Genomic DNA, 18,745 nt, shown 5'->3' on the forward strand with positions numbered 1-18,745 from the left:
GCGTTATTCTCCCTCGCGCGGCCGGTCGAGCACCACGGGGACGCCGCGCGAGGCGACGTCGGCGGCGAACGCTTCGTCGTCCGCGGCGAGCGCGCCGAACGTGTTGTAGTGGATGGGGAGCACGAGGTCCGGGCGCAGGTCGTGCGCGAGGTCGGCGGCGCCGTGGCGGTCCATCGTGAACGACTGGGCGATGGACGGGAGGAGGACGTCCACGTCGAGGTCGCCGTGCTCGTCGACGACGTCCGAGTCGCCCGTCCAGAAGTACGCGCGTTCGTCGAGCACGAAGCGATACCCACAGCCGAACTCGTAAGGGTGGTCGTCGCGCGGGCCGTCCGCGCGGTTGTACGCGGGCACGACGTCGATACCGACGCCCGCGACGTCGAGGTGGTCGCCGTACGCGACGCGCTCGATCTCGTAGTCGAGGTCTTCGGGCTCCGCGACATCGCGTCCGGAGCTCTCGCGGACGCCCTCGGCGGAGACGCCCTCGTAGACGACGACGGTGGCGTCCGACGTCGCGACGCGGCGCACGCCCTCGTCGTCGTAGTGGTGGTCGTGCGTGACGAGGACGACGTCGCCGTCGCGCGCGTCGTACGCCCGCCCGTGGGGATGCGGGTGGGTGCCGTAGTCGTCGTCCCACGCCCCGTCGAGCGTGCCGTAGCGCCCGGGGTCCGTGTAGACGACGGTGCCGTCCGCCGTCTCGACGCGAGCGCACGCGTAGCCGAGCCACTCGAGCGTGTGCGAACCGAAGGTGACGGTCATACCGAGACGTGTGCGTTCGCGCTCCTAAAGCTACGCCTCGCGGAAGACCCGGACGGCCGCCCCGATGTCGTCCACCACGACGTCCGCGTCGGGCCCGCCGTCCGCGCGCCCGAGGCCGGTCCGCACGCGGACGGTGGTCATCCCGGCGCGCTCGCCGAACGCGACGTCCGTCGCGGGGTTGTCGCCGACGACGACGGTGTCCGCGGCGGGGACGCCGAGGCGCTCCGCGACGATGCCCGCGGTCTCCACGGAGGGTTTGCCGAGGACGACGTCCGGGTCGCGCTCGACGACGCCCGAAATCGCGTGGACGACGGCGCCCGACCCCGGGACCGGGCCGTCGGGTGTCGGAATGGTGCGGTCGGGGTCGGTGCCGACGAAGCCGACGGCCCCCGAGTCGCCGAACGCGCGCAGCGCCGCGTGCATGTCGTCGTAGTCGAAGTCGGGGTCATAGCCGGCGACGACGCACTCGCACGCCGTGGGGTCGGCGACGAGCGAGACGCCGGCGTCGCGGAGCTGCGCGACGATGTCGTCGCCGGCGATCGCGTAGACCGCGTCGTCGGCGTGGTGCTCGCGGAGGTAGGCGAGCGTGGCCGTGCAGGCGGTCACGACCTCCGCTGGCGCGGCCTCGATGCCGAGGTCGCGCAGGCGCGCCGCGTACGCCTCCGGAGGGACCGTCGGGTTGTTCGTGAGGAAGCAGACGGCCTCGACGCGCTCGCGGATCGCCGCCGCCGCGTCGCGCGCGCCCGGGAGGAGGCCGTCGCCGCTCACCAGCGTGCCGTCGAGGTCGAGGACGGCGGCGCGCGGCGTCACTGGCTCTCGACGAGGCGCTCGACGCGCTCGAGGGAGTCCGCGCTCTCCGGCGTCTTGTCGTCGCGGACGGCGAGGAAGCGCGGGAAGCGAAGCGCGTACCCCGAGGAGTACGTCGGCGAGCGCTGGATCTCCTCGTACCCCACCTCGAAGACGACCTGTGGGTCGACCTCGAGCGTCTGGCCGTCCTCGCGGACGACGTGCGGCTCGACGAGGTCGGTGAGGTCGGCGAGTTCGTCGTCCGAGATGCCGGTCGCGACCTTCCCGATGGTCTCGTAGCCGTCCTCGGTGCGCGCGGAGAGGAGGAACGTCCCGAGGAGCGAGGCGCGTCGGCCCTCGCCCCACTCCGCGCCCGTCACGACGAGGTCGAGCGTCTCGACGTCGGGCTTGCGCTTCAGCCACTGCTTCCCGCGCTTGCCCGGGGTGTAGGTCGACTCGGGGTCCTTGAGCATCACGCCCTCGTGGCCGGCCTCGAGGGCGTCCGCCTCGAACGCCTCGATGTCGTCGGCGTCGTCCGAGAGCAGGAGCTCTGAGACGGCGTCCGTCCCCGCGAGCAGGGCCGCGAGCGCGTCGTGGCGCTCGGTGAGCGGCGCGTCGAGGAGGTCCGCGCCGTCCGCGTGCAGGCAGTCGAACGCCCGCAACTCGACGGCGACCTCCTCGCGCATCCGCTCGACGTCGTGCTTCCGGCGGAAGCGCCTGAGCACCTCCTGAAACGGGAGCGGGCTTCCGTCCTCGGCGACGGCGACGACTTCGCCGTCGAGTATCGCGGGGGCGTCGAGGTGGCGCTCGGCGAACTCCACGACCTCGGGGAGCGCGGCCGTCACCTCCTCCATGTTCCGGCTGAAGACCTCCGTGCGGCCGTCGGGGTCGTGGTGCAACTGGACGCGCGCGCCGTCGAACTTCGTCTCGACGGCGACGGTCTCCCACGCCTCGATGGCGTCCGCGACGCTCCCCGCCTGCGCGAGCATCGCCTGGACGGGCCGGCCCACCTCGAGGTGGATGCCCGCGAGGCCGGCGGCGCCCTCCTCGCGCGCGGTCTCCGCGACGAGGCCGTAGTCGTTCGACACCTGGAGGGCGCGCGCGACCGCCGCGACGTCGACGTCGAAGGCCTCGGCGATGGCGTCCCGGACGGTGCCCTCGCCGACGCCGATGCGCATCTCGGAGAGGACGAGGCGCGCGAGGTAGCGCGCTTCGGCGTCGCCGTCGCAGCGCGAGAGGAGGCCGAAGAGCGTCGCCACCTTCTCGTCCTGGCTCCCGGCGCCTTCGGCGGCGGCGAGTCCCGCGAGCTCGTCGTACACCTCCCGGACGGTGGGGCCCGGCGCTCCGTCGGTCGCTCCGAACGCGCCGAGGCCGCGCTGGCCGCCGGTGTCGTAGCTCGCGGCGACGCGCCCGATGTCGCCCTCCTCCGCGAGACGCGCCTCGACGTCCGCCGCCTCGACGTTCGGCCCGGCGGCGCGCGCGATCGCCTCGTGGCAGAGACTCGGCCCGACGTCGAGTGTGCGCTCGCTGTACGCGGGGAAGACGCGCCCCTGCACGAAGCGCGCGACGACCCCGAGGTCCGCGTCCGCCTCCGCGAAGAGGTCGGCGACGAGCGACACGACTTCGAGGTCCGCGGGCTCGGCCTCGATACCGGCCGCGTGCTCGGCGAACTCGGCGAACTCCATTTGCCTCACGTAGCCGGAGCGCGGACTTAAGACACGCGGACGTCGGAGGCGTCCGCGGGCAGAGCGCGCGGTGAAACCGCGAGCCACGCGGAGGCGAGCCCACGTCGCGGCGTCCGCGACCAGCACGAGCACCGACGACGCGGCCGCCGAAAGCCGACCGCTTTAGTCGCGCGGGACGCACAGGGACAGGTATGAGCGACGACGACGGCGACCTCGACGAGGCGGTCACACAGTTCCTCGCGGGCGCGGACAGCGTCTACGAGGACTACGAGCGCGGCTACACGGACGCGGACGCGGCGCTCCACGTGCTCGAGAGCCATTTGCAGGAACTTCGGGAGGCCCACGAGGAGTCGTAGGGACTCGGGCGGGTCTTTCAAGTCCTGACCGCCCGAAGCCGACGGCATGGCTGAGTCGGAACTCGCACGCGACGTGGAGTCGGTGCTGGACGTGGACCCGGAGGCGTTCCAGGAGCGCGTGCGCGAGGACGCGGACGTCATCAAGGCGGAGATCGAGGCGGGGACGTTCGACAACCCGCAGGCCATCGTCGGCCTCGAGTACGAGTTCTACGGCGTCTCGGATGACGGCTCGCTCGCGCGCATCCCGCGTCGCCTCCTCGAGTTCGTCGGCTTCGAGAAGGAGCTCGGCCTCCACAACGCGGAGATGACGGCGAGCCCGCAGCCGCTGAACGAGTTCGGCCTCGAGGCGCAGGAGGCCGAAGTGCGCGCGCGCCTCGAAGCCGCCGCGGAGCCGATGGACGCGGAGGGGCTCCACCTCGTGAGCGACGCGATGTGGACGATTCCGCCGGAGGGCGAGACGGCGCGCGAGTACCTGACGGCGAGCGTGACCGACTCCGGGGTCGAGATCGCGACGAACATGAGCGCCTCGACGCGCTATCACGCGATGGCGAACACGGACGAACCGGCGGGAATGGTGCTCGACGCCCCGCACGTCTCGCTCGACGCGGACACCGTGATGCCGGAAGCGCTCATCACCTCCATCCAGCCCCACTATCAGGTGCCCCAAGCCGTCGACCTCCCGACCTACTTCCGGTACGCGGTGCGACTCGCCGGCCCGCTCGTGGCGCTGGGCGTGAACTCGCCGTTCTACCCGCCGGACCTCTACGACGCCGAGGCGAGTCCGGCGGCGATCCTCGAGGAGGGCCACGACGAGGCGCGCATCGACGTCTTCGAGTCCGTGCTGAACGTCCCGGGCGAGCAGGAGAAGGTGCGCTTCCCCCGGGACTTCGAGAGCGTGCAGGACGCCGTGGACGCCGTCGTCGAGGACGACACCATCGTCCCGATGCCCGTGGAGACGGGCGGGCGCTTCGACGACGAGTTCGCGCACTTCCGCATGAAGCACGGCACCTACTGGCGCTGGGTGCGCCCGGTGTTCGGCGGTTCCTCGAAGGAGTCCGCGAACGCCCGCATCGAGTTCCGCCCGCTGCCCGGTCAGCCGACCGTTCGGGACACGATGGCGTTTCAGGCGCTCCTCGCGGGGTCGCTAGAGGCGATGGTTGCACGCGACCACCCGCTCTACGACCTCCCGTGGGAGACGGCGCGCGAGAACTTCTACGCCGCCGTCCGCGACGGGAGCGACGCAGAGTTGACCTATCTCGGGCCGGACGGGGAGACGACGGACGCGACGGAGATGTACACCGACCTCTTCGAGCAGGCCGAGGCGGGCCTGCGGGCGCGCGGCCTCGACGAGGAGACGGCCGCGAAGTACCTCTGGCCGCTCCGCCAGCGCGCCCGCCACGGCATCACGCCCGCCGACTGGAAGCGCGAGCGCGTCCGCGAGAACCTCGACGATGGGGCGTCCTTCGAGAACGCGGTCTACGACATGCAGTTCGACTACCTCGAACACCAGCGCGACACGCTCATCACCGGGAGCTTCGCGGACTGGACCGGTCGAGGCGGTGAGGTCGAGGCGGCGAACCACCGGAGCAATCGGCGCGGATAGGCGGACGGACGGGCCGTCGACACGCGTCGTCGGTCGCCGTCGCTACGCGACGTGAAAGAACGGAAGAACGGAGGAAGCGAGTACTGCGCGCGTTACAGGACGTCCTCGACGTCCTGATGGCCGACGATCTCGACGGTGTCCTCGGTGATCTTCGTGAGGTGGATGCCGTTGCCGGAGGCGGTGTCGCGTTCGCTCGCGGCCTGAATGGCCTTCGCGCCGATCTGCTCGGCCTCGTCCATCGTCAGGTCGTCGCGGTAGTTGTTCTCGAGGGTACCGAGCGCGTACGGCATCCCGGAGCCCTGTGCGGTGTACTTATCGGAGAGCGAGGAGCCGCTCGGGTCGAGGCTGTAGACGTGCGAGCCCTCCTCGTCGACGCCGCCGAGGATCGGGACGACCATGAAGAACGGGCCGCCGCGAAGGAGGTTGGAGGCCATCGTCGCGAGCGCGTTGATGGACATGCGCTCGCCCCGACGGGCCTCGTAGAGGTTCGACTCGGCCTTCAGCGTGCGGATGAAGGACTGCGCGCCGCCGACGCTCCCGGAGATGGAGAGTGCGGCGTTCTCCTGGATCTGCTCGACCTTCTGGACGTTCTTGTTGGAGACGACGCGGCCACCGAGGCTGGCGCGCATGTCGGAGGCCATGAGGACGCCCTCCTCGGTGGTGATGCCGACGATGGTCGTGCCGGTCTTGTTGATGTTGTCCATGTCCTGCTCGCTCATGTTGTTCTCGGGCACGTGGCCGAGCTCCGGCTCGTAGGGGTTGCCGGGACCGTTGGGGAGGCGCTCTGCATTCCGCGAGAACTCGGAGCCCTGACTGGGGTTATACATTGAGTGTCGATAGTCGCGGGTGACGTATAAAATCCACCCTTCCGGCGGGTACTCGGGGGTCCGTCGGCGGCCTCTTCAGCGCGTGCTCCGGTAGGCGTCCCCGGAGCGCTCGAGGAGCCGGTGGACGGGAAGGGTGACGCCGAGGCGTCGCGTGATGGTCGCGAGCGGGAGCAGCGTGAGTGCGACGGCGAGCGTGAACTGGTACTGGACGGCGGTGACGAGACGGGCGAACCGTGTGCGCATCTGCTTGCTCACCTCTCATCGGACCACCGCATAAGTAGCTTGCCGATGTGGGTAACTCACACGACCCGACGCTGTCTGGCGATTCAACTCGGGTTCGCGTCGGTGCAACTCGGCTTGCTGCGTCCCGCCCGTGGTCCGTCACCGAGGGCGACGTGACGGCACACGTTGGCGTAAGTTATGGAGATAATCGCGGTCACGTCCGCGCCACGGCACGTCGCCGACGCGCGCGACGCCCGGCAACCACAAGACACGACTACCCGGGGTCCTTGTCTCCGGTATGAGCAACTACGTCGTGGCGATGGAGGCCGCGTGGCTGGTTCGTGACGTCGAGGAGTCGGACGACGCTATCGGTGTCGCGGTCAGCGAAGCGGGCCGTCGACTGAACGACCAAGACCTCGACTACGTCGAAGTCGAGGCCGGCGTCACGGGCTGCCCGGCCTGTGGCGAACCGCTCGACGCGGCGTTCCTCGCCGCCGAGACGGCGCTCGTCGGTCTCATGCTCGAACTCACCGTCTTCAACGCGGACTCCGAGGAGCACGCCTCGCGAATCGCGAAGAGCGAGGTCGGCGGGGCGCTCCGCGACGTCCCCCTCGAAGTCATCGAGGTCGTCGAAGAGCCGGAAGACGGGGAGTAGACTTATCTATAACTTCGGGTAATTACGGCTATGTATCTCCCCACGCCCCAGGACCTCCGGGAACGCCGGAACGCCCTCGGGCTGACGCAGAGCGAACTCGCCGAGCGGGCGGGCGTCTCACAGCCCCTCATCGCGCGCATCGAGGGCGGGGACGTCGACCCCCGGCTCTCGACGCTGCGGCGCATCGTCGAGGCGCTCGACGAAGCCGAGGGCGACGTCGTCCGCGCGCGCGACCTGATGCACTCCGAAGTCGTGAGCGTCGCGCCGAGCGACGCCGTCCACGACGCCGTCGACCAGATGCAGACGGCGGGCTACTCACAGCTCCCAGTCATCGCCGACGGCGTTCCCGTGGGGTCGATCAGCGAGAGCGACGTCGTGCACGCGGGCGCGGACGTCGGCGACAACCCCGTTCGCGAGGTGATGAGCGAGTCCTTCCCCACCGTCTCACCAGACGCCACCCTCGATGAGGTGTCGAGCCTCCTCGATCACTACACGGCCGTCATCGTCACCGAGGACGGCGATACCGTCGGTATCATCACGCAGGCCGACGTCGCCGCGCACGTCAGCTGAACCGGCTTGGGGGGCGTCCGCGATTCGCGCGCCTACGCGCGCGTGTACGAGAGTTTATACGGGAGGGAATACTAGACGCACTCAATCCCCATGCCAGACTCAGGCGAGTACGGAGCCGGGCAGATTCAGGTGCTCGAAGGACTGGAAGCGGTCCGAAAGCGCCCGGCGATGTACATCGGTTCTACCGACGCACGGGGTCTCCACCACCTCGTCTACGAGGTCGTGGACAACTCCATCGACGAGGCGCTCGCCGGCCACTGCGACGAGATCACCGTCACGCTTCACGACGACGGCTCGGTCAGCGTCGAGGACGACGGCCGCGGCATCCCCATCGACACGCACGCGGAGTACGACCGGCCGGCCGTCGAGGTCATCCTCACCGTCCTCCACGCCGGCGGGAAGTTCGACAACAAGTCCTATCAGGTCAGCGGCGGCCTCCACGGCGTCGGCGTCTCCGTGGTGAACGCCCTCTCCGAGCAACTCGCGGTCGTCGTCGACCGCGAGGGCGGGCGCTTCCGCGAGCGCTTCGAGCGCGGCGAGCCCGTCACCGACCTCGAACGCATCACGGACGTCCCCGACGACCAGACCGGGACGCTCATCCGCTTCACGCCGGACTCGGAGATCTTCGAGACGACCGACTTCAAGTTCGAGACCCTTGAGAGCCGCCTCCGCGAGCTCGCGTTCCTCAACAGCGGCGTCACCATCACTCTCCAAGACGAGCGCGAGGGCGAGGACGGCCGCGAGACCTCCTTCCACTACGAGGGCGGCATCCGCGAGTTCGTCGAGTACCTCAACGAGTCCCGCACGGCGCTCCACGAGGACGTCATCTACCTCACCGGCGAGGAGCAGGACGTGCAGGTCGAGATCGCGATGCAGGCGACCGACGACCTCCAGTCCTCGACGCACGCGTTCGCGAACAACATCAACACCCGCGAGGGCGGTACGCATCTCACGGGGTTCAAGACGGCGCTGACGCGCACCGTCAACGACTACGCGAGCGAGCACGGTCTCCTGAAGGAACTCGACGGCGAGAACCTCAAGGGCGAGGACATCCGCGAGGGGCTCACCGCCGTCGTCTCCATCAAGCACCCCGACCCGCAGTTCGAGGGGCAGACGAAGACGAAGCTCGGGAACTCCGAGGTTCGAGGCATCGTCGAGTCCACCGTCCACGACGGCCTCGGCACCTACTTCGAGGAGCACCCGGACACCGCCGAAGCCGTCGTCGAGAAGGCCGTCGAGGCCGCGAAGGCCCGGAAGGCGGCACAGAAGGCCGAGGAGCTGACGCGCCGGAAGAACGCCCTCGAGTCGGGTGCGCTCCCCGGGAAGCTCGCGGACTGCCAGACGCGCGAGCCCGAGGACGCCGAGCTATTCATCGTCGAGGGCGACTCGGCTGGCGGCTCCGCGAAGCAGGCCCGCGATCGGGAGTTCCAGGCGGTGCTCCCCATCAAGGGGAAGATCCTGAACGTCGAGAAACACCGCCTCGACCGGATCCTGGAGAACGACGAGATCCGCGCGCTCATCACCGCTGCCGGCACCGGCATCGGCGAGGAGTTCGACATCGAGGAGCTGCGCTACGACAAGATCATCTTCGCGACGGACGCCGACGTCGACGGCGCGCACATCCGCACGCTCCTCCTCACGTTCTTCTACCGGCACATGCGCCCGCTCCTCGAAGGCGGGCACGTCTACGCCATCCAGCCGCCGCTCTACCGCATCCGCTATCGCGGCGAGACCTTCGATGCGATGACGGAGGAGGAGCGCGACCGCATCATCGAGGAGCGGTGCAACGGGAACCCGAGTCAGGTCCAGCGCTTCAAGGGCCTCGGGGAGATGAACCCCGAGCAGCTCTGGGACACCTCGATGAACCCCGAGAACCGCGTCCTGAAGAAGTTCACCGTCGAGGACGCCGCCGAGGCCGACCGGATGTTCAGCGTGCTGATGGGCGACGCGGTCGGCCCGCGCAAGCAGTTCATCCAGGAGCACGCGACGGACGCCAAATGGGTCGACATCTGATAGATGAGTTCCGAATCACCTGACGTACCCGACGACGACGACGTCGCACAGCGCGTGAAGAACGTGCGCGTCGAGGAGGAGATGGAGCAGTCCTACATCGACTACGCGATGAGCGTCATCGCGGGTCGTGCCCTCCCCGACGTGCGCGACGGCCTGAAGCCCGTCCACCGGCGCATCCTCTACGCGATGCACGAGGCTGGCGTCAGCAGCGGCTCCGCACACCGGAAGAGCTCGTCCATCGTCGGCGAGACGATGGGTGACTACCACCCGCACGGCGACTCCGCCATCTACGACACGCTCGTGCGGATGGCCCAGCCGTTCTCGATGCGCGAGCCGCTCGTGGACGGTCAGGGGAACTTCGGCAGCATCGACGGCGACCCGCCGGCGGCGATGCGCTACACGGAGGCGCGCATGGCGCCCATCGCCGAGGAGCTGCTCGCGGACATCGACATGGACACGGTGGACTTCGAGGCGAACTACGACGGCCGCCTCGAGGAGCCGTCCGTCCTCCCCGCGTCGTTCCCGAACCTCCTCGTGAACGGCTCCTCGGGTATCGCGGTCGGGATGAGCACGAACGTCCCGCCGCACAACCTCGGGGAGGTCATCGACGCGACGGTCCACCTCATCGAGAACCCGGACTGCTCGATCCCGGACCTGATGGAGCACGTGCCCGCGCCGGACTTCCCGACGGGCGCGAACATCGTCGGCCGGAACGCCATCCGGAAGGCCTACCAGACGGGTCGCGGGCGCTTGCGCGTCCGCGCCGAGTACCACGTCGAGGAGAACGACCGCGGGAGCGACTCCATCGTCATCACGGAACTCCCCTACCAGCAGAACAAGTCCCGCCTCGTCGAGCGCATCGCGGAGGACGTGAACGACGGGTCGCTCGAGGGCGTTCGCGACCTTCGCGACGAGTCCGACCGGGACGGCATCCGCGTCGTCGTCGAGCTGAAGTCGAACGCGAACACGGACATCGTGGAGAACCACCTCCTCGAGTCCCACCTCGAGCGGACGTTCGGCGTCATCAACCTCGCGCTCGTCGACGGCCAGCCGGAAGTCCTCACGCTGAAGGAGATGCTCGAGCACTACCTCGAGCACCGCAAGACGGTCGTGCGCCGTCGCTCCGAGCACGAGCTCGCGGAGAAGGAGGAGCGCGCGCACATCCTCGAGGGCCGCCTCCGCGCCCTCGAGAACGCCGAGGACGTCGTGGAGACGATTCGCGACGCCGCCGACCGCGACGCCGCGCGGGCCGCGCTCAGCGAAACCTTCGACTTCAGCGATTCGCAGGCCGCACACATCGTCCGCATGCAGCTCGGGAGCCTCACGTCGATGGAGGCCGCGGAGATCGAGGACGAGTACGAGGAGGTCACCGCACGCATCGAGCGCCTCGAGGAGATCCTCGGTGACGAGAGCGAACTGCTCGGCGTCATCGAGTCGGAGCTGCGCGAGCTGCGCGAGGAGTACGCGAACGAGCGCCGGACGCGCGTCATCGAGAGCACGGGCGAGGTGACGGACGAGGACCTCATTCCGGAGGAGCGCGTCGTCGTCACGCTCTCCGAGGGCGATTACATCAAGCGCACGCCCGTTGAGACGTTCACCCGCCAGCACCGCGCCGGGAAGGGCGTCATCGGCACCGACCTGAAGGAGGGCGACCGCGTCTCCACGGTGTTCACGGCGTCGACGCACGACTACCTCCTCTGCTTCACGGATCAGGGGCAGGTCTACCGCCTGAAGGTGTATCAGGTGCCGGAGATGTCCCGGACGGCGCGCGGCACGTCGGCGGTGAACGTCATCGACCTCGACGACGACGAGGAGATTTCGGCGGTCGTCACCGCCGACGACCTCGACTTCGACTCCGAGGAGGAGTACCTCACGATGGCGACCCGCGACGGCTACGTGAAGCGCACCGCCGTCTCGGAGTTCGCGAACATCCGCTCGTCCGGCATTCGCGCCGTGAAACTCGAGCACGGCGACGCGCTCGTCGACGTCGAGGTGACGGACGGCGACGGCGACGTGATCCTCGGCACCGAGGAGGGGATGGCGATCCGCTTCGACGAGTCCGAAGCGCGACCGATGGGACGCTCCGCGCGCGGCGTGCGCGGCGTGAAACTCGGGGACGGCGACCGAATCGCTGGCGTCGCCGCCGCGTACGACGGAGACGAGCGCGACCTCCTGACCGTCACCGAGTACGGCTACGGGAAGCGCACGGCCCTCACCGAGTACCGCCGCCAGTCCCGCAACGGGAAGGGGCTCGTCGACATCAAGACCGGCCAGCGCAACGGCCGCGTCGCGAGCGTCCACGTCGTCGACGACGACGACGAGTTCGTCGCGATGAGCGAAGACGGCCAGATCATGCGCGCGCCCGTCTCCGAGGTCTCGGAGTACGGCCGGAACACGCAGGGCGTCACCGTGATGGACCTCGAGTCCCACGACCGCCTCGCCGCCGTCGACGTCTTCACGCCAGACCCGGCGGACGACTAGCGGCACTCACGTAGCTCTTTGTACTTCCACCCGTAGTGGGTGCGTATCGTGAACGCGACACAGCGACGACTGCGTGCGGGTGGCGTCGGCGTTCGGGGGACGGACCACGGAGGAAGCCGTGCGTAACGGCGCACGGGCCCTCATCGGCCTGCTCGCCATCGCGCTTCTCGCGGCGGCACTGCTCTTCTCGGGCGGTTTCAGCGCGCCGGACGCACCCGAACCGAACGCGAGCGTGAGCGTCGCCACGGACACGACCGCCGACGACATCGAGGTGATGACGGTGAACGTGCGCGCGATGAGCGACGCGGAAGCGGTCCGGCTCGTCGGGCCGCGCGGCGACGTCGTCGACGAGACGGCGCACGCGAACGCGACGCTCTACGCGTACCCCGCGCGCACGGGGACGTATCGCGTGCTCGCGGTGCGCGGCGCGGAGACGCGGACGGTCCGCTCCGTCTCGCACGCCTGCACGGGCTTCTGCCCGGACGTCGTCGTGGACGCGGCCGGGCCGCCCGGCGTAACGTACACCGACCTCGCGCTCGCCGCGTGGCACGCCCACCCGGGCGAGACGCTCTACGTGCGCAACGGCACCTACTACGAGACCTACGTCGGCCTCGGCGCGCGCGGACAGGTGCTCGACGGCCTCAGCATCGTCGGACAGTCGCGCTCGGGCGTCGTCATCGAGGGCGACGTGAACGCCACCCAGCGCGACCTCCTCTACGTCGAGCTCGCGGCGAACGTCTCCGTCTCGAACCTGACGCTGCACGCGGACGGCGACAGCGGCCTCACGACCTACGGGTCGAACACGGCCGTCTCGAACGTCACCGTGACGAACGTCGGGTCGAACGCCCTCCAGGTGTTCGCGCCCGCGACGATCCGCGACGTGCGGGCGACTGGCGCGGGGAACATCAGCCTCTACGTCGGCGGCGCGGCGAACGGGACGACGGTCCGCGACGTACACCTCTCCGGCGGGGCGGTCGGCGCGTATCTCGCGGCGACCGCTTCCGACGTCTCGTTCGCGCGGACGGCGTTCACCAACGCGAGCCGCCACGGTCTCTACGTCGAGGAGGACGCGACGGCCGTCGGCCTCACGGCCGCGAGCTTCTACGGGAACGGCGAGGGCGCGGTCTACAACGGCGACGCCGTCGGCGTCCTCGACGCCACCGGTTCCTACTGGGGCGCGACGAACGTGACGGCCGACTGCGGGCCCGTTCCGGCGCACCTCGACCCCGACCCCGAGCGCGTGAACGCGTCGAACCCACGCTGTGAGCTGTGAGGGCGACACACGTAGCGCGTGGCGGACCGGCTACGCGCCGACATGGGCGTGGCCCGCCACAGGTCGAGTCTCGGTAGGCGACGGACGCGGTCGCACGCGGCCGCACGAGCGGGCTCGGACGCACCGACCACCGCGGGCGCTCAGAGGATGCGCTTGCCGAGCGCGCTCGCCGCGAGTTCGGCCGCCATCTCGGCCGTCCGGTTGGACTGGTCGAGAATCGGGTTCACCTCCACGAGCTCCATCGAGCGCAGGATGCCGTCCTCGGCGTCGCGGTTCGCGACGGCCTCGAGCGCCCAGTGGGCCTCCCGGTAGGTCGCCCCGCCCCGGACCGGCGTCCCGACGCCCGGCGCTTCGTTCGGGTCGAGCCAGTCGAGGTCGAAGGAGACGTGGACGCCGTCGACGCCCGCGCTCGCGACGTCGAGCGCCTCCTCGACGACCGTGCTGATGCCGCGCTCGTCGATGTCGGACATCGTGAACGCCGTCACGTCGCTCTCGTTGATCGCTTCGCGCTCGTGCTCGTCGATGTCGCGGAGGCCGACGAAGACGACGTTCTCCTCGCGCAGGCCGTCCGCGCGCGCCCACGTCGCGTCCGCGAACGACCCCTTCCCGAGCGCGGCCGCGACCGGCATCCCGTGAACGTTCCCGGAGGGACTCGTCTCCGGCGTGTTGAAGTCGCCGTGCGCGTCGAACCAGACCGCGCCCACCTCGGCGTCGCGCGCGGTGCCGGCGAGCGACCCGATGGCGATGCTGTGGTCGCCGCCGAGGACGAGCGGGAACTCGCCGTCCGCGAGGCTGTCGGCGACGGCGTCCGCGAGCGTCCGGGAGACCTCGCGCGTCTCGCGGAGGAACTTCGCCTTCCCGACGGTGGGCTGTTCGCGGTCCGGGTCGCGCTCCTCCGCGCGCGGCACCGCGAGGTCGCCGGCGTCGTGGACGGTCGCGCCCGTCACCTCGATACCGGCCGCGAGGTCCGCGTAGCGGATGGCCGACGGCCCCATGTCGACGCCGCGCCGGTTCGCGCCGTAGTCCGAGGGTGCCCCGATGATCCGCACGTCTCGAGTCATACCCGGAGATGGGTGCGGGCGCGGCTAAAAAGCGGCGGGCTCGATGCGCTCACGCCTCAGCGCGCTCGGCGTTCGCGTTTTCGCGACGCCTCCCTACCGGTCGTCGTCGCGGTACGGCTCACAGACCATCTCGACGCCCTCCTCGAAGCTAATCTCGGGCTCCCAGCCGGTTGCCGAGTTGATCTTCGAGATGTCGGCCTTCGTGTGGTAGACGTAGTTGTCGAGCGGGACGGGCTCGTACTCGGGTTCGACGTCCGTGCCGAGCGCGTCGTTGATCAGCTCGACCATCTCGTTGAACGAGTAGCTCTCGCCGGTGCCAAGGTTGTAGACGCCGTCGAGTTCGTGCTCGGCGGTGCGCACGAGGCCGGTGACGATGTCGGAGACGTGCGTGAAGTCGCGGGTCTGCGAGCCGTCGCCCCAGAGGACGGGCGACTCGCCGTTCGCGATCTGCTCGGTGAACTGCGAGACGGTGTTCGCGTACTCGCCCTTGTGCTCCTCGGCGCCGCCGTACCCCTGATAGACGGAGAAGAAGCGCATCCCCGCGAGCGTCAGCTCGTCGTAGAAGTTCGAGTAGTACTCGGCGTAGCGCTCCCGACCCAGCATCGAGGCGTCGTAGCCGGTCGCGGCGTCCACGGGCATGTCCTCGGGGCAGGGTTCGGTCTGACTGCCGTAGATGGAGGAGGTCGTCGCGTAGACGAACGTCTCACAGCCCGCGTCGCGGGCCTGCTCGACGACGTTGATGAACCCCTCGACGTTCACGCGCGCGCCCTGCCGGGGGTTCTCCTCGAGCATTTGCCGCGAGGAGAGCGCGGCGAGGTGGAAGACGACGTCGACGTCGGTCGGGAGGTCCTCGTCGAGGACGTCGGCCTCGACGTACTCGACGTCCGGGTCGAGGTTCTCCGGGGTGCCGAGGTAGCCGTTGTCGAGCGCGATGACGTCGTTGTCCTCGGCGAGGCGGTTCGCGAGGTTCGAGCCGATGAAACCGGCGCCGCCCGTGACGAGGACGCGTTTCCCGTTCATACGCGTCGATTGCACCCGGCCGACGAAAATCCATCGGATATGTGACGGGAGGGGACGTCTACCGAGCTACGCGACGCTATCACGTCTCAGGGGTGCTGAGTGTGGCCGTTCGATGGCTAACGAGGTTGAGAAGCAACCGAATGGTCGGTATATCGGGGGCGACGCGCCTCCGGAGAAGTACGTATTCGGGGGTTTTATGCGCTCGCCAGCCCTATTGTCGACAATGTCATCGATCGAACTCACGCCGAGTCAGAAGACTATCTTGCGGGCTCTCGTAGACCTCTACACGCAGCAGGAGGAGGCGGTGAAGGGTGAGGACATCGCCGAGGAAGTCGACCGGAACCCCGGCACCATCCGCAACCAGATGCAGAGCCTCAAAGCCCTCCAGCTCGTCGAGGGCGTCCCCGGCCCGAAGGGCGGGTACAAGCCGACGTCGAACGCCTACAAGGCCCTCGACGTCCAGGAGCTCGACTCCGCCGCCGAAGTCCCCGTCTTCCACGACGGCGAGGAACACGAGGGCGCGAACGTCCAGGAGATCAGCCTGACGAGCGTCCACCACCCCGACCTCTGCCGTGCGGAGATCCACCTCCGCGGGAGCGTGCGCGACTTCCACGAGGGCGACCACGTCCTCGTCGGCCCGACGCCGCTCTCCAAGCTCGTCGTCGAGGGTACCGTCGACGGGAAGGACGACACGGGCAACGTCCTCATCCTCAAGATCGACCGGATGGAAGCCCCCGCTGAAGCACCCGAACACTAGCTGACTCGGCGCCCGTCTATTTCGTCGTCTCTCTCTCGCCGCATTCCAAAGGCTTTGTATTCCAGGGATGCGGACCCCAGAGCATGGCTACCAGAGTCGTCGTTCTCGGCGCCGGCTACGCGGGCGCCGGCGCGGTCAAGTCGCTCCAGAAGCATCTCCCCGAACGCGCCCAACTGACGTGGGTCGCGGAGAACGACTACCACTTCGTCCTCCACGAGTCCCACCGCATCATCCGCGACGCGAGCGTCAAGGACAAGCTCTCCATCCCGGTCGACGACATCAAGGACCCCGAGACGGAGTTCGTGCAGGGCGACGTCGCGGACGTCGACGTCGACGAGCGCGTCGTCTCGCTCGCCGACGACACCACAATCGAGTACGACTACGTCCTCGTCGCCATCGGCTCGGACACCGCGACGTACGGCATCGAGGGGATGGGCGAGCATCCGCTCACCCTCAAGAGCCGCGACGACGCCGTCGAAATCCACGAGCAGGTGAAGGAGGCCGCGCGCGACGCCACCCGCGACGACCCCGCGCAGGTCGTCATCGGCGGTGCCGGCCTCTCGGGCATCCAGTCCGCCGGCGAGGTCGCGGAGTTCCGCGACCGGAACCACGCCCCCATCGACGTGACGCTCGTCGAGGCGCTCCCCGAGATCTTCCCGCCGGGTAACGCGGAGATTCAGGGCGCGCTCCGGCACCGCCTCGAAGAGCGCGATATCGACATCCTCACCGACGACCCGATCACGAAGGCGACCGAGGACACCATCGAGTTCGACGAGCGCGACGCCCTCGACTACGACGTCTTCCTCTGGACGGGCGGCGTCACCGGCCCCGCCGAGCTCGGCGACGTCGACGTCGAGAAGGAACACAACCGCCTGAAGGCGGGTTCGAACCTCCAGACGGAGGACGAGCGCGTCTTCGCGATCGGCGACGACTCCCTCATCGATCAGGGCGAGAACCCCGCGCCGCCGACCGCGCAGGCCGCGTGGCAGTCCGCCGAGGTCGCCGGGAAGAACATCGCCGCAGCCATCGAGGGCCGCCCGCTCGAGCGCTGGACGTACGAGGACCAGGGCACGCTCGTCAGCATCGGCGAGACGGCGGTCGCCCACCAGGTCTCCTTCGAGGGCTTCGACAGCCCGGTCGAGACGTTCGGCGGCCTCCCCGCGAAGACGCTGAAGAAGGGCGCGGCTGCCCGGTGGATCAACAAGATCACCGGCCCGAAGCGCGTCGCCGACGCCTGGAACGTCCTCTGATCCGGGTCGGCTCACTGCGTGCCGGAACCGTCACCTGAAAACCCCGGTCACCCGTAGCGGGCGCCGTGCTCCGCAATCGGACCGCCGCCCTCTTCGTCTACTGCGCGCTCGCGTGGGGCGGCTCCTTCGTCGCCATCAAGGTCGGTCTCGGCGCCGTCCCGGGCGCGCCCGTCTTCTTCGCGGCGCTTCGGCTCCTCACGGCGTCCGTCGTCATCCTCCCCGTCGCCGCCGTCCTCGCCGGCGAGGGCGACCGGTGGATTCCGCGTTCGCACGGCGACCTCGCGGTCGTCGCGTTCGGCGCGCTCTTCATCACGGGCGGGGCGAACGCCCTCCTCTTCGCCGGCCAGCAGTCCGTCACGAGCAGCGTCGCGTCTGTCCTCTTCAGCCTCAATCCGGTCATCGCGACCGCGCTCGCCGCCGTCGTCATCCCCGAAGACGGCCTCTCGTGGAACCAGGTCGCCGGCGTTCTCCTCGGCATCCTCGGCGTCGCCGTCGTCGCACAGCCCTCACCGAGCACCCTCGGTGGCGCGCACGCCGTCGGCGAACTCCTCGTCTTCGCCTCCGCGCTCTTCGTCGCCATCGGGAGCGTCGCCAGCCAGCGCTATCCCGCGGAGATCGACACCGTCGCGAGCACCGCGTGGTCGCTCTGCCTCGGCGGCGTCCTCCTCCTCCCGACCGCGTGGCTACTCGGCGAACCGTTTAGTCTCGCCGGTGCGACGCCGACGTTCTACGCGGCGCTCGCCTATCTCGGCGTCGTCGCGACGGCGGGCGCCTACGCCGCTTACTTCACGCTCATCGCCGAAATCGGCGCGACGCGGACGACGCTCGTCTCCTACTTCGTCCCGCTCGTCACCGCCATCCTCAGCGTGGCGTTCCTCGGCGAACCGGTCACGCTCGCGCTCGTCGGCGGCTTCGCGCTCATCGTCTGTGGCTTCCTCCTCGTCAACCGGCGCGCCATCGCGCGGATGGTCGCCTGAGCGGACGGGTCACCTCGGCACGCACGTCACTCCTCGACGCCGAGCGTCCCGGGCGTGATGGTGTCGGGGAGCAACTCGCCGAGCGCGTACTCGCGCAGGCCGTCGCCGGTGTCGCAGTAGACGGGGAAGTCCTCGGCGCAGAACTCCGCGAGCGTCTGGCGACAGCGCCCGCAGGGCGTGACGCCGTCGCGCGCGGCGGCGGAGACGACGAGGCGCGCGAACTCGCGGTGGCCGTCCGCGACCGCCTCGGCGACCGCGACCCCCTCGGCGTGCAGGGTGTTCGAGAAGTTCGCGTTCTCGACGTTACAGCCGACGTAGACCGACCCGTTGGCGGTCTCGATAGCCGCGCCGACCGCGTACTCCGAGTAGGGAACGTAGGCGTTCTCGGCGGCGTCGCGCGCCGCCTCGAGCAGGGCGTCGATATCGGGTTCGGGGTCGTCGCTCACGGGT

The 18,745-nt window shown here is 69.5% G+C and carries 18 protein-coding genes; 10 read left to right on the forward strand and 8 right to left on the reverse strand.

Annotation, left to right across the window (positions count from 1 at the left end):
- Window positions 1-3: 3 nt before the first annotated feature.
- From IEY12_RS00980 to ligA, 3 genes are read right to left on the reverse strand one after another with little or no spacing between them, the layout of a single operon-like run.
- Entirely contained in the window at window positions 4-759 is a 756-nt protein-coding gene (locus IEY12_RS00980) for an MBL fold metallo-hydrolase (RefSeq protein WP_188876664.1), read from the reverse strand.
- 30 nt (window positions 760-789) lie between these two features.
- Window positions 790-1,569 (reverse strand): HAD-IIA family hydrolase, encoded by a 780-nt coding sequence (locus IEY12_RS00985; protein ID WP_188876666.1) that lies wholly within the window; start codon window positions 1,567-1,569, stop codon window positions 790-792.
- Window positions 1,566-3,230 carry an ATP-dependent DNA ligase LigA gene (gene ligA / locus IEY12_RS00990; protein WP_188876668.1) on the reverse strand — a complete coding sequence of 555 codons (1,665 nt, stop codon included), beginning with the start codon at window positions 3,228-3,230 and terminating at the stop codon, window positions 1,566-1,568. The genes IEY12_RS00985 and ligA overlap by 4 nt, the downstream gene beginning before the upstream one ends.
- 191 nt (window positions 3,231-3,421) lie before the next feature.
- On the opposite strand from ligA, the gene IEY12_RS00995 reads away from it, so the two are divergent.
- Together IEY12_RS00995 and IEY12_RS01000 are read left to right on the forward strand one after the other, a co-directional pair.
- Window positions 3,422-3,586, forward strand: coding sequence for a hypothetical protein (locus IEY12_RS00995; protein ID WP_188876670.1), 165 nt, complete (start codon window positions 3,422-3,424; stop codon window positions 3,584-3,586).
- 46 nt (window positions 3,587-3,632) lie between these two features.
- On the forward strand, window positions 3,633-5,189 hold the full coding sequence (locus IEY12_RS01000; RefSeq protein WP_188876671.1) for a glutamate-cysteine ligase family protein: 1,557 nt from the start codon (window positions 3,633-3,635) through the stop codon (window positions 5,187-5,189).
- 92 nt (window positions 5,190-5,281) lie between these two features.
- Here the strand turns inward: IEY12_RS01000 and psmB are convergent, their stop codons facing one another.
- Entirely contained in the window at window positions 5,282-6,016 is a 735-nt protein-coding gene (gene psmB, locus IEY12_RS01005; RefSeq protein WP_188876673.1) for an archaeal proteasome endopeptidase complex subunit beta, read from the reverse strand.
- Window positions 6,017-6,091: 75 nt separating this feature from the next.
- A complete protein-coding gene (locus tag IEY12_RS01010) occupies window positions 6,092-6,259 on the reverse strand; it encodes a hypothetical protein (RefSeq protein WP_176969859.1) in 168 nt (55 codons plus the stop codon).
- Between the two features lie 277 nt (window positions 6,260-6,536).
- Here IEY12_RS01010 and IEY12_RS01015 point away from each other — a divergent pair, with 277 nt between their 5' ends.
- From IEY12_RS01015 to IEY12_RS01035, 5 genes are all read left to right on the forward strand, one after another.
- Window positions 6,537-6,893 carry a DUF555 domain-containing protein gene (locus IEY12_RS01015; RefSeq protein ID WP_188876675.1) on the forward strand — a complete coding sequence of 119 codons (357 nt, stop codon included), beginning with the start codon at window positions 6,537-6,539 and terminating at the stop codon, window positions 6,891-6,893.
- A 30-nt stretch (window positions 6,894-6,923) separates the two neighbouring features.
- Window positions 6,924-7,463 carry a CBS domain-containing protein gene (locus IEY12_RS01020; RefSeq protein WP_188876677.1) on the forward strand — a complete coding sequence of 180 codons (540 nt, stop codon included), beginning with the start codon at window positions 6,924-6,926 and terminating at the stop codon, window positions 7,461-7,463.
- 90 nt (window positions 7,464-7,553) lie between these two features.
- Complete coding sequence (gene gyrB / locus IEY12_RS01025) at window positions 7,554-9,476, forward strand: DNA topoisomerase (ATP-hydrolyzing) subunit B (protein ID WP_188876679.1); 1,923 nt, start codon at window positions 7,554-7,556, stop codon at window positions 9,474-9,476.
- A 3-nt stretch (window positions 9,477-9,479) separates the two neighbouring features.
- The gene (gyrA, locus tag IEY12_RS01030) at window positions 9,480-11,957 is read left to right on the forward strand and encodes a DNA gyrase subunit A (protein WP_188876681.1); all 2,478 of its coding nucleotides are present in this window, start codon (window positions 9,480-9,482) and stop codon (window positions 11,955-11,957) included.
- A 118-nt stretch (window positions 11,958-12,075) separates the two neighbouring features.
- On the forward strand, window positions 12,076-13,230 hold the full coding sequence (locus IEY12_RS01035; protein ID WP_188876683.1) for a right-handed parallel beta-helix repeat-containing protein: 1,155 nt from the start codon (window positions 12,076-12,078) through the stop codon (window positions 13,228-13,230).
- 140 nt (window positions 13,231-13,370) lie between these two features.
- On the opposite strand, the gene rocF is transcribed toward IEY12_RS01035, so the two are convergent.
- Both rocF and IEY12_RS01045 read right to left on the reverse strand, forming a co-directional pair.
- Entirely contained in the window at window positions 13,371-14,291 is a 921-nt protein-coding gene (rocF, locus tag IEY12_RS01040; RefSeq protein ID WP_188876685.1) for an arginase, read from the reverse strand.
- Window positions 14,292-14,384: 93 nt separating this feature from the next.
- Window positions 14,385-15,311 (reverse strand): NAD-dependent epimerase/dehydratase family protein, encoded by a 927-nt coding sequence (locus tag IEY12_RS01045; RefSeq protein WP_188876687.1) that lies wholly within the window; start codon window positions 15,309-15,311, stop codon window positions 14,385-14,387.
- A 223-nt stretch (window positions 15,312-15,534) separates the two neighbouring features.
- Between IEY12_RS01045 and IEY12_RS01050 the strand changes: the two genes are divergently transcribed.
- The 3 genes from IEY12_RS01050 to IEY12_RS01060 all read left to right on the forward strand — a co-directional run bounded on the left by IEY12_RS01050 (window position 15,535) and on the right by IEY12_RS01060 (window position 18,295).
- Entirely contained in the window at window positions 15,535-16,068 is a 534-nt protein-coding gene (locus tag IEY12_RS01050) for an Rrf2 family transcriptional regulator (protein ID WP_123076334.1), read from the forward strand.
- A gap of 83 nt (window positions 16,069-16,151) precedes the next feature.
- The gene (locus tag IEY12_RS01055; protein ID WP_188876689.1) at window positions 16,152-17,318 is read left to right on the forward strand and encodes an NAD(P)/FAD-dependent oxidoreductase; all 1,167 of its coding nucleotides are present in this window, start codon (window positions 16,152-16,154) and stop codon (window positions 17,316-17,318) included.
- 65 nt (window positions 17,319-17,383) lie between these two features.
- Window positions 17,384-18,295, forward strand: coding sequence for a DMT family transporter (locus IEY12_RS01060; RefSeq protein ID WP_188876691.1), 912 nt, complete (start codon window positions 17,384-17,386; stop codon window positions 18,293-18,295).
- A 26-nt stretch (window positions 18,296-18,321) separates the two neighbouring features.
- On the opposite strand, the gene cdd is transcribed toward IEY12_RS01060, so the two are convergent.
- Complete coding sequence (gene cdd, locus IEY12_RS01065; RefSeq protein WP_425433156.1) at window positions 18,322-18,741, reverse strand: cytidine deaminase; 420 nt, start codon at window positions 18,739-18,741, stop codon at window positions 18,322-18,324.
- Window positions 18,742-18,745: the final 4 nt, after the last annotated feature.

It is taken from the genome of Halarchaeum grantii (assembly GCF_014647455.2).
In the GTDB taxonomy this organism is placed as follows: Archaea; Halobacteriota; Halobacteria; order Halobacteriales; family Halobacteriaceae; genus Halarchaeum; species Halarchaeum grantii.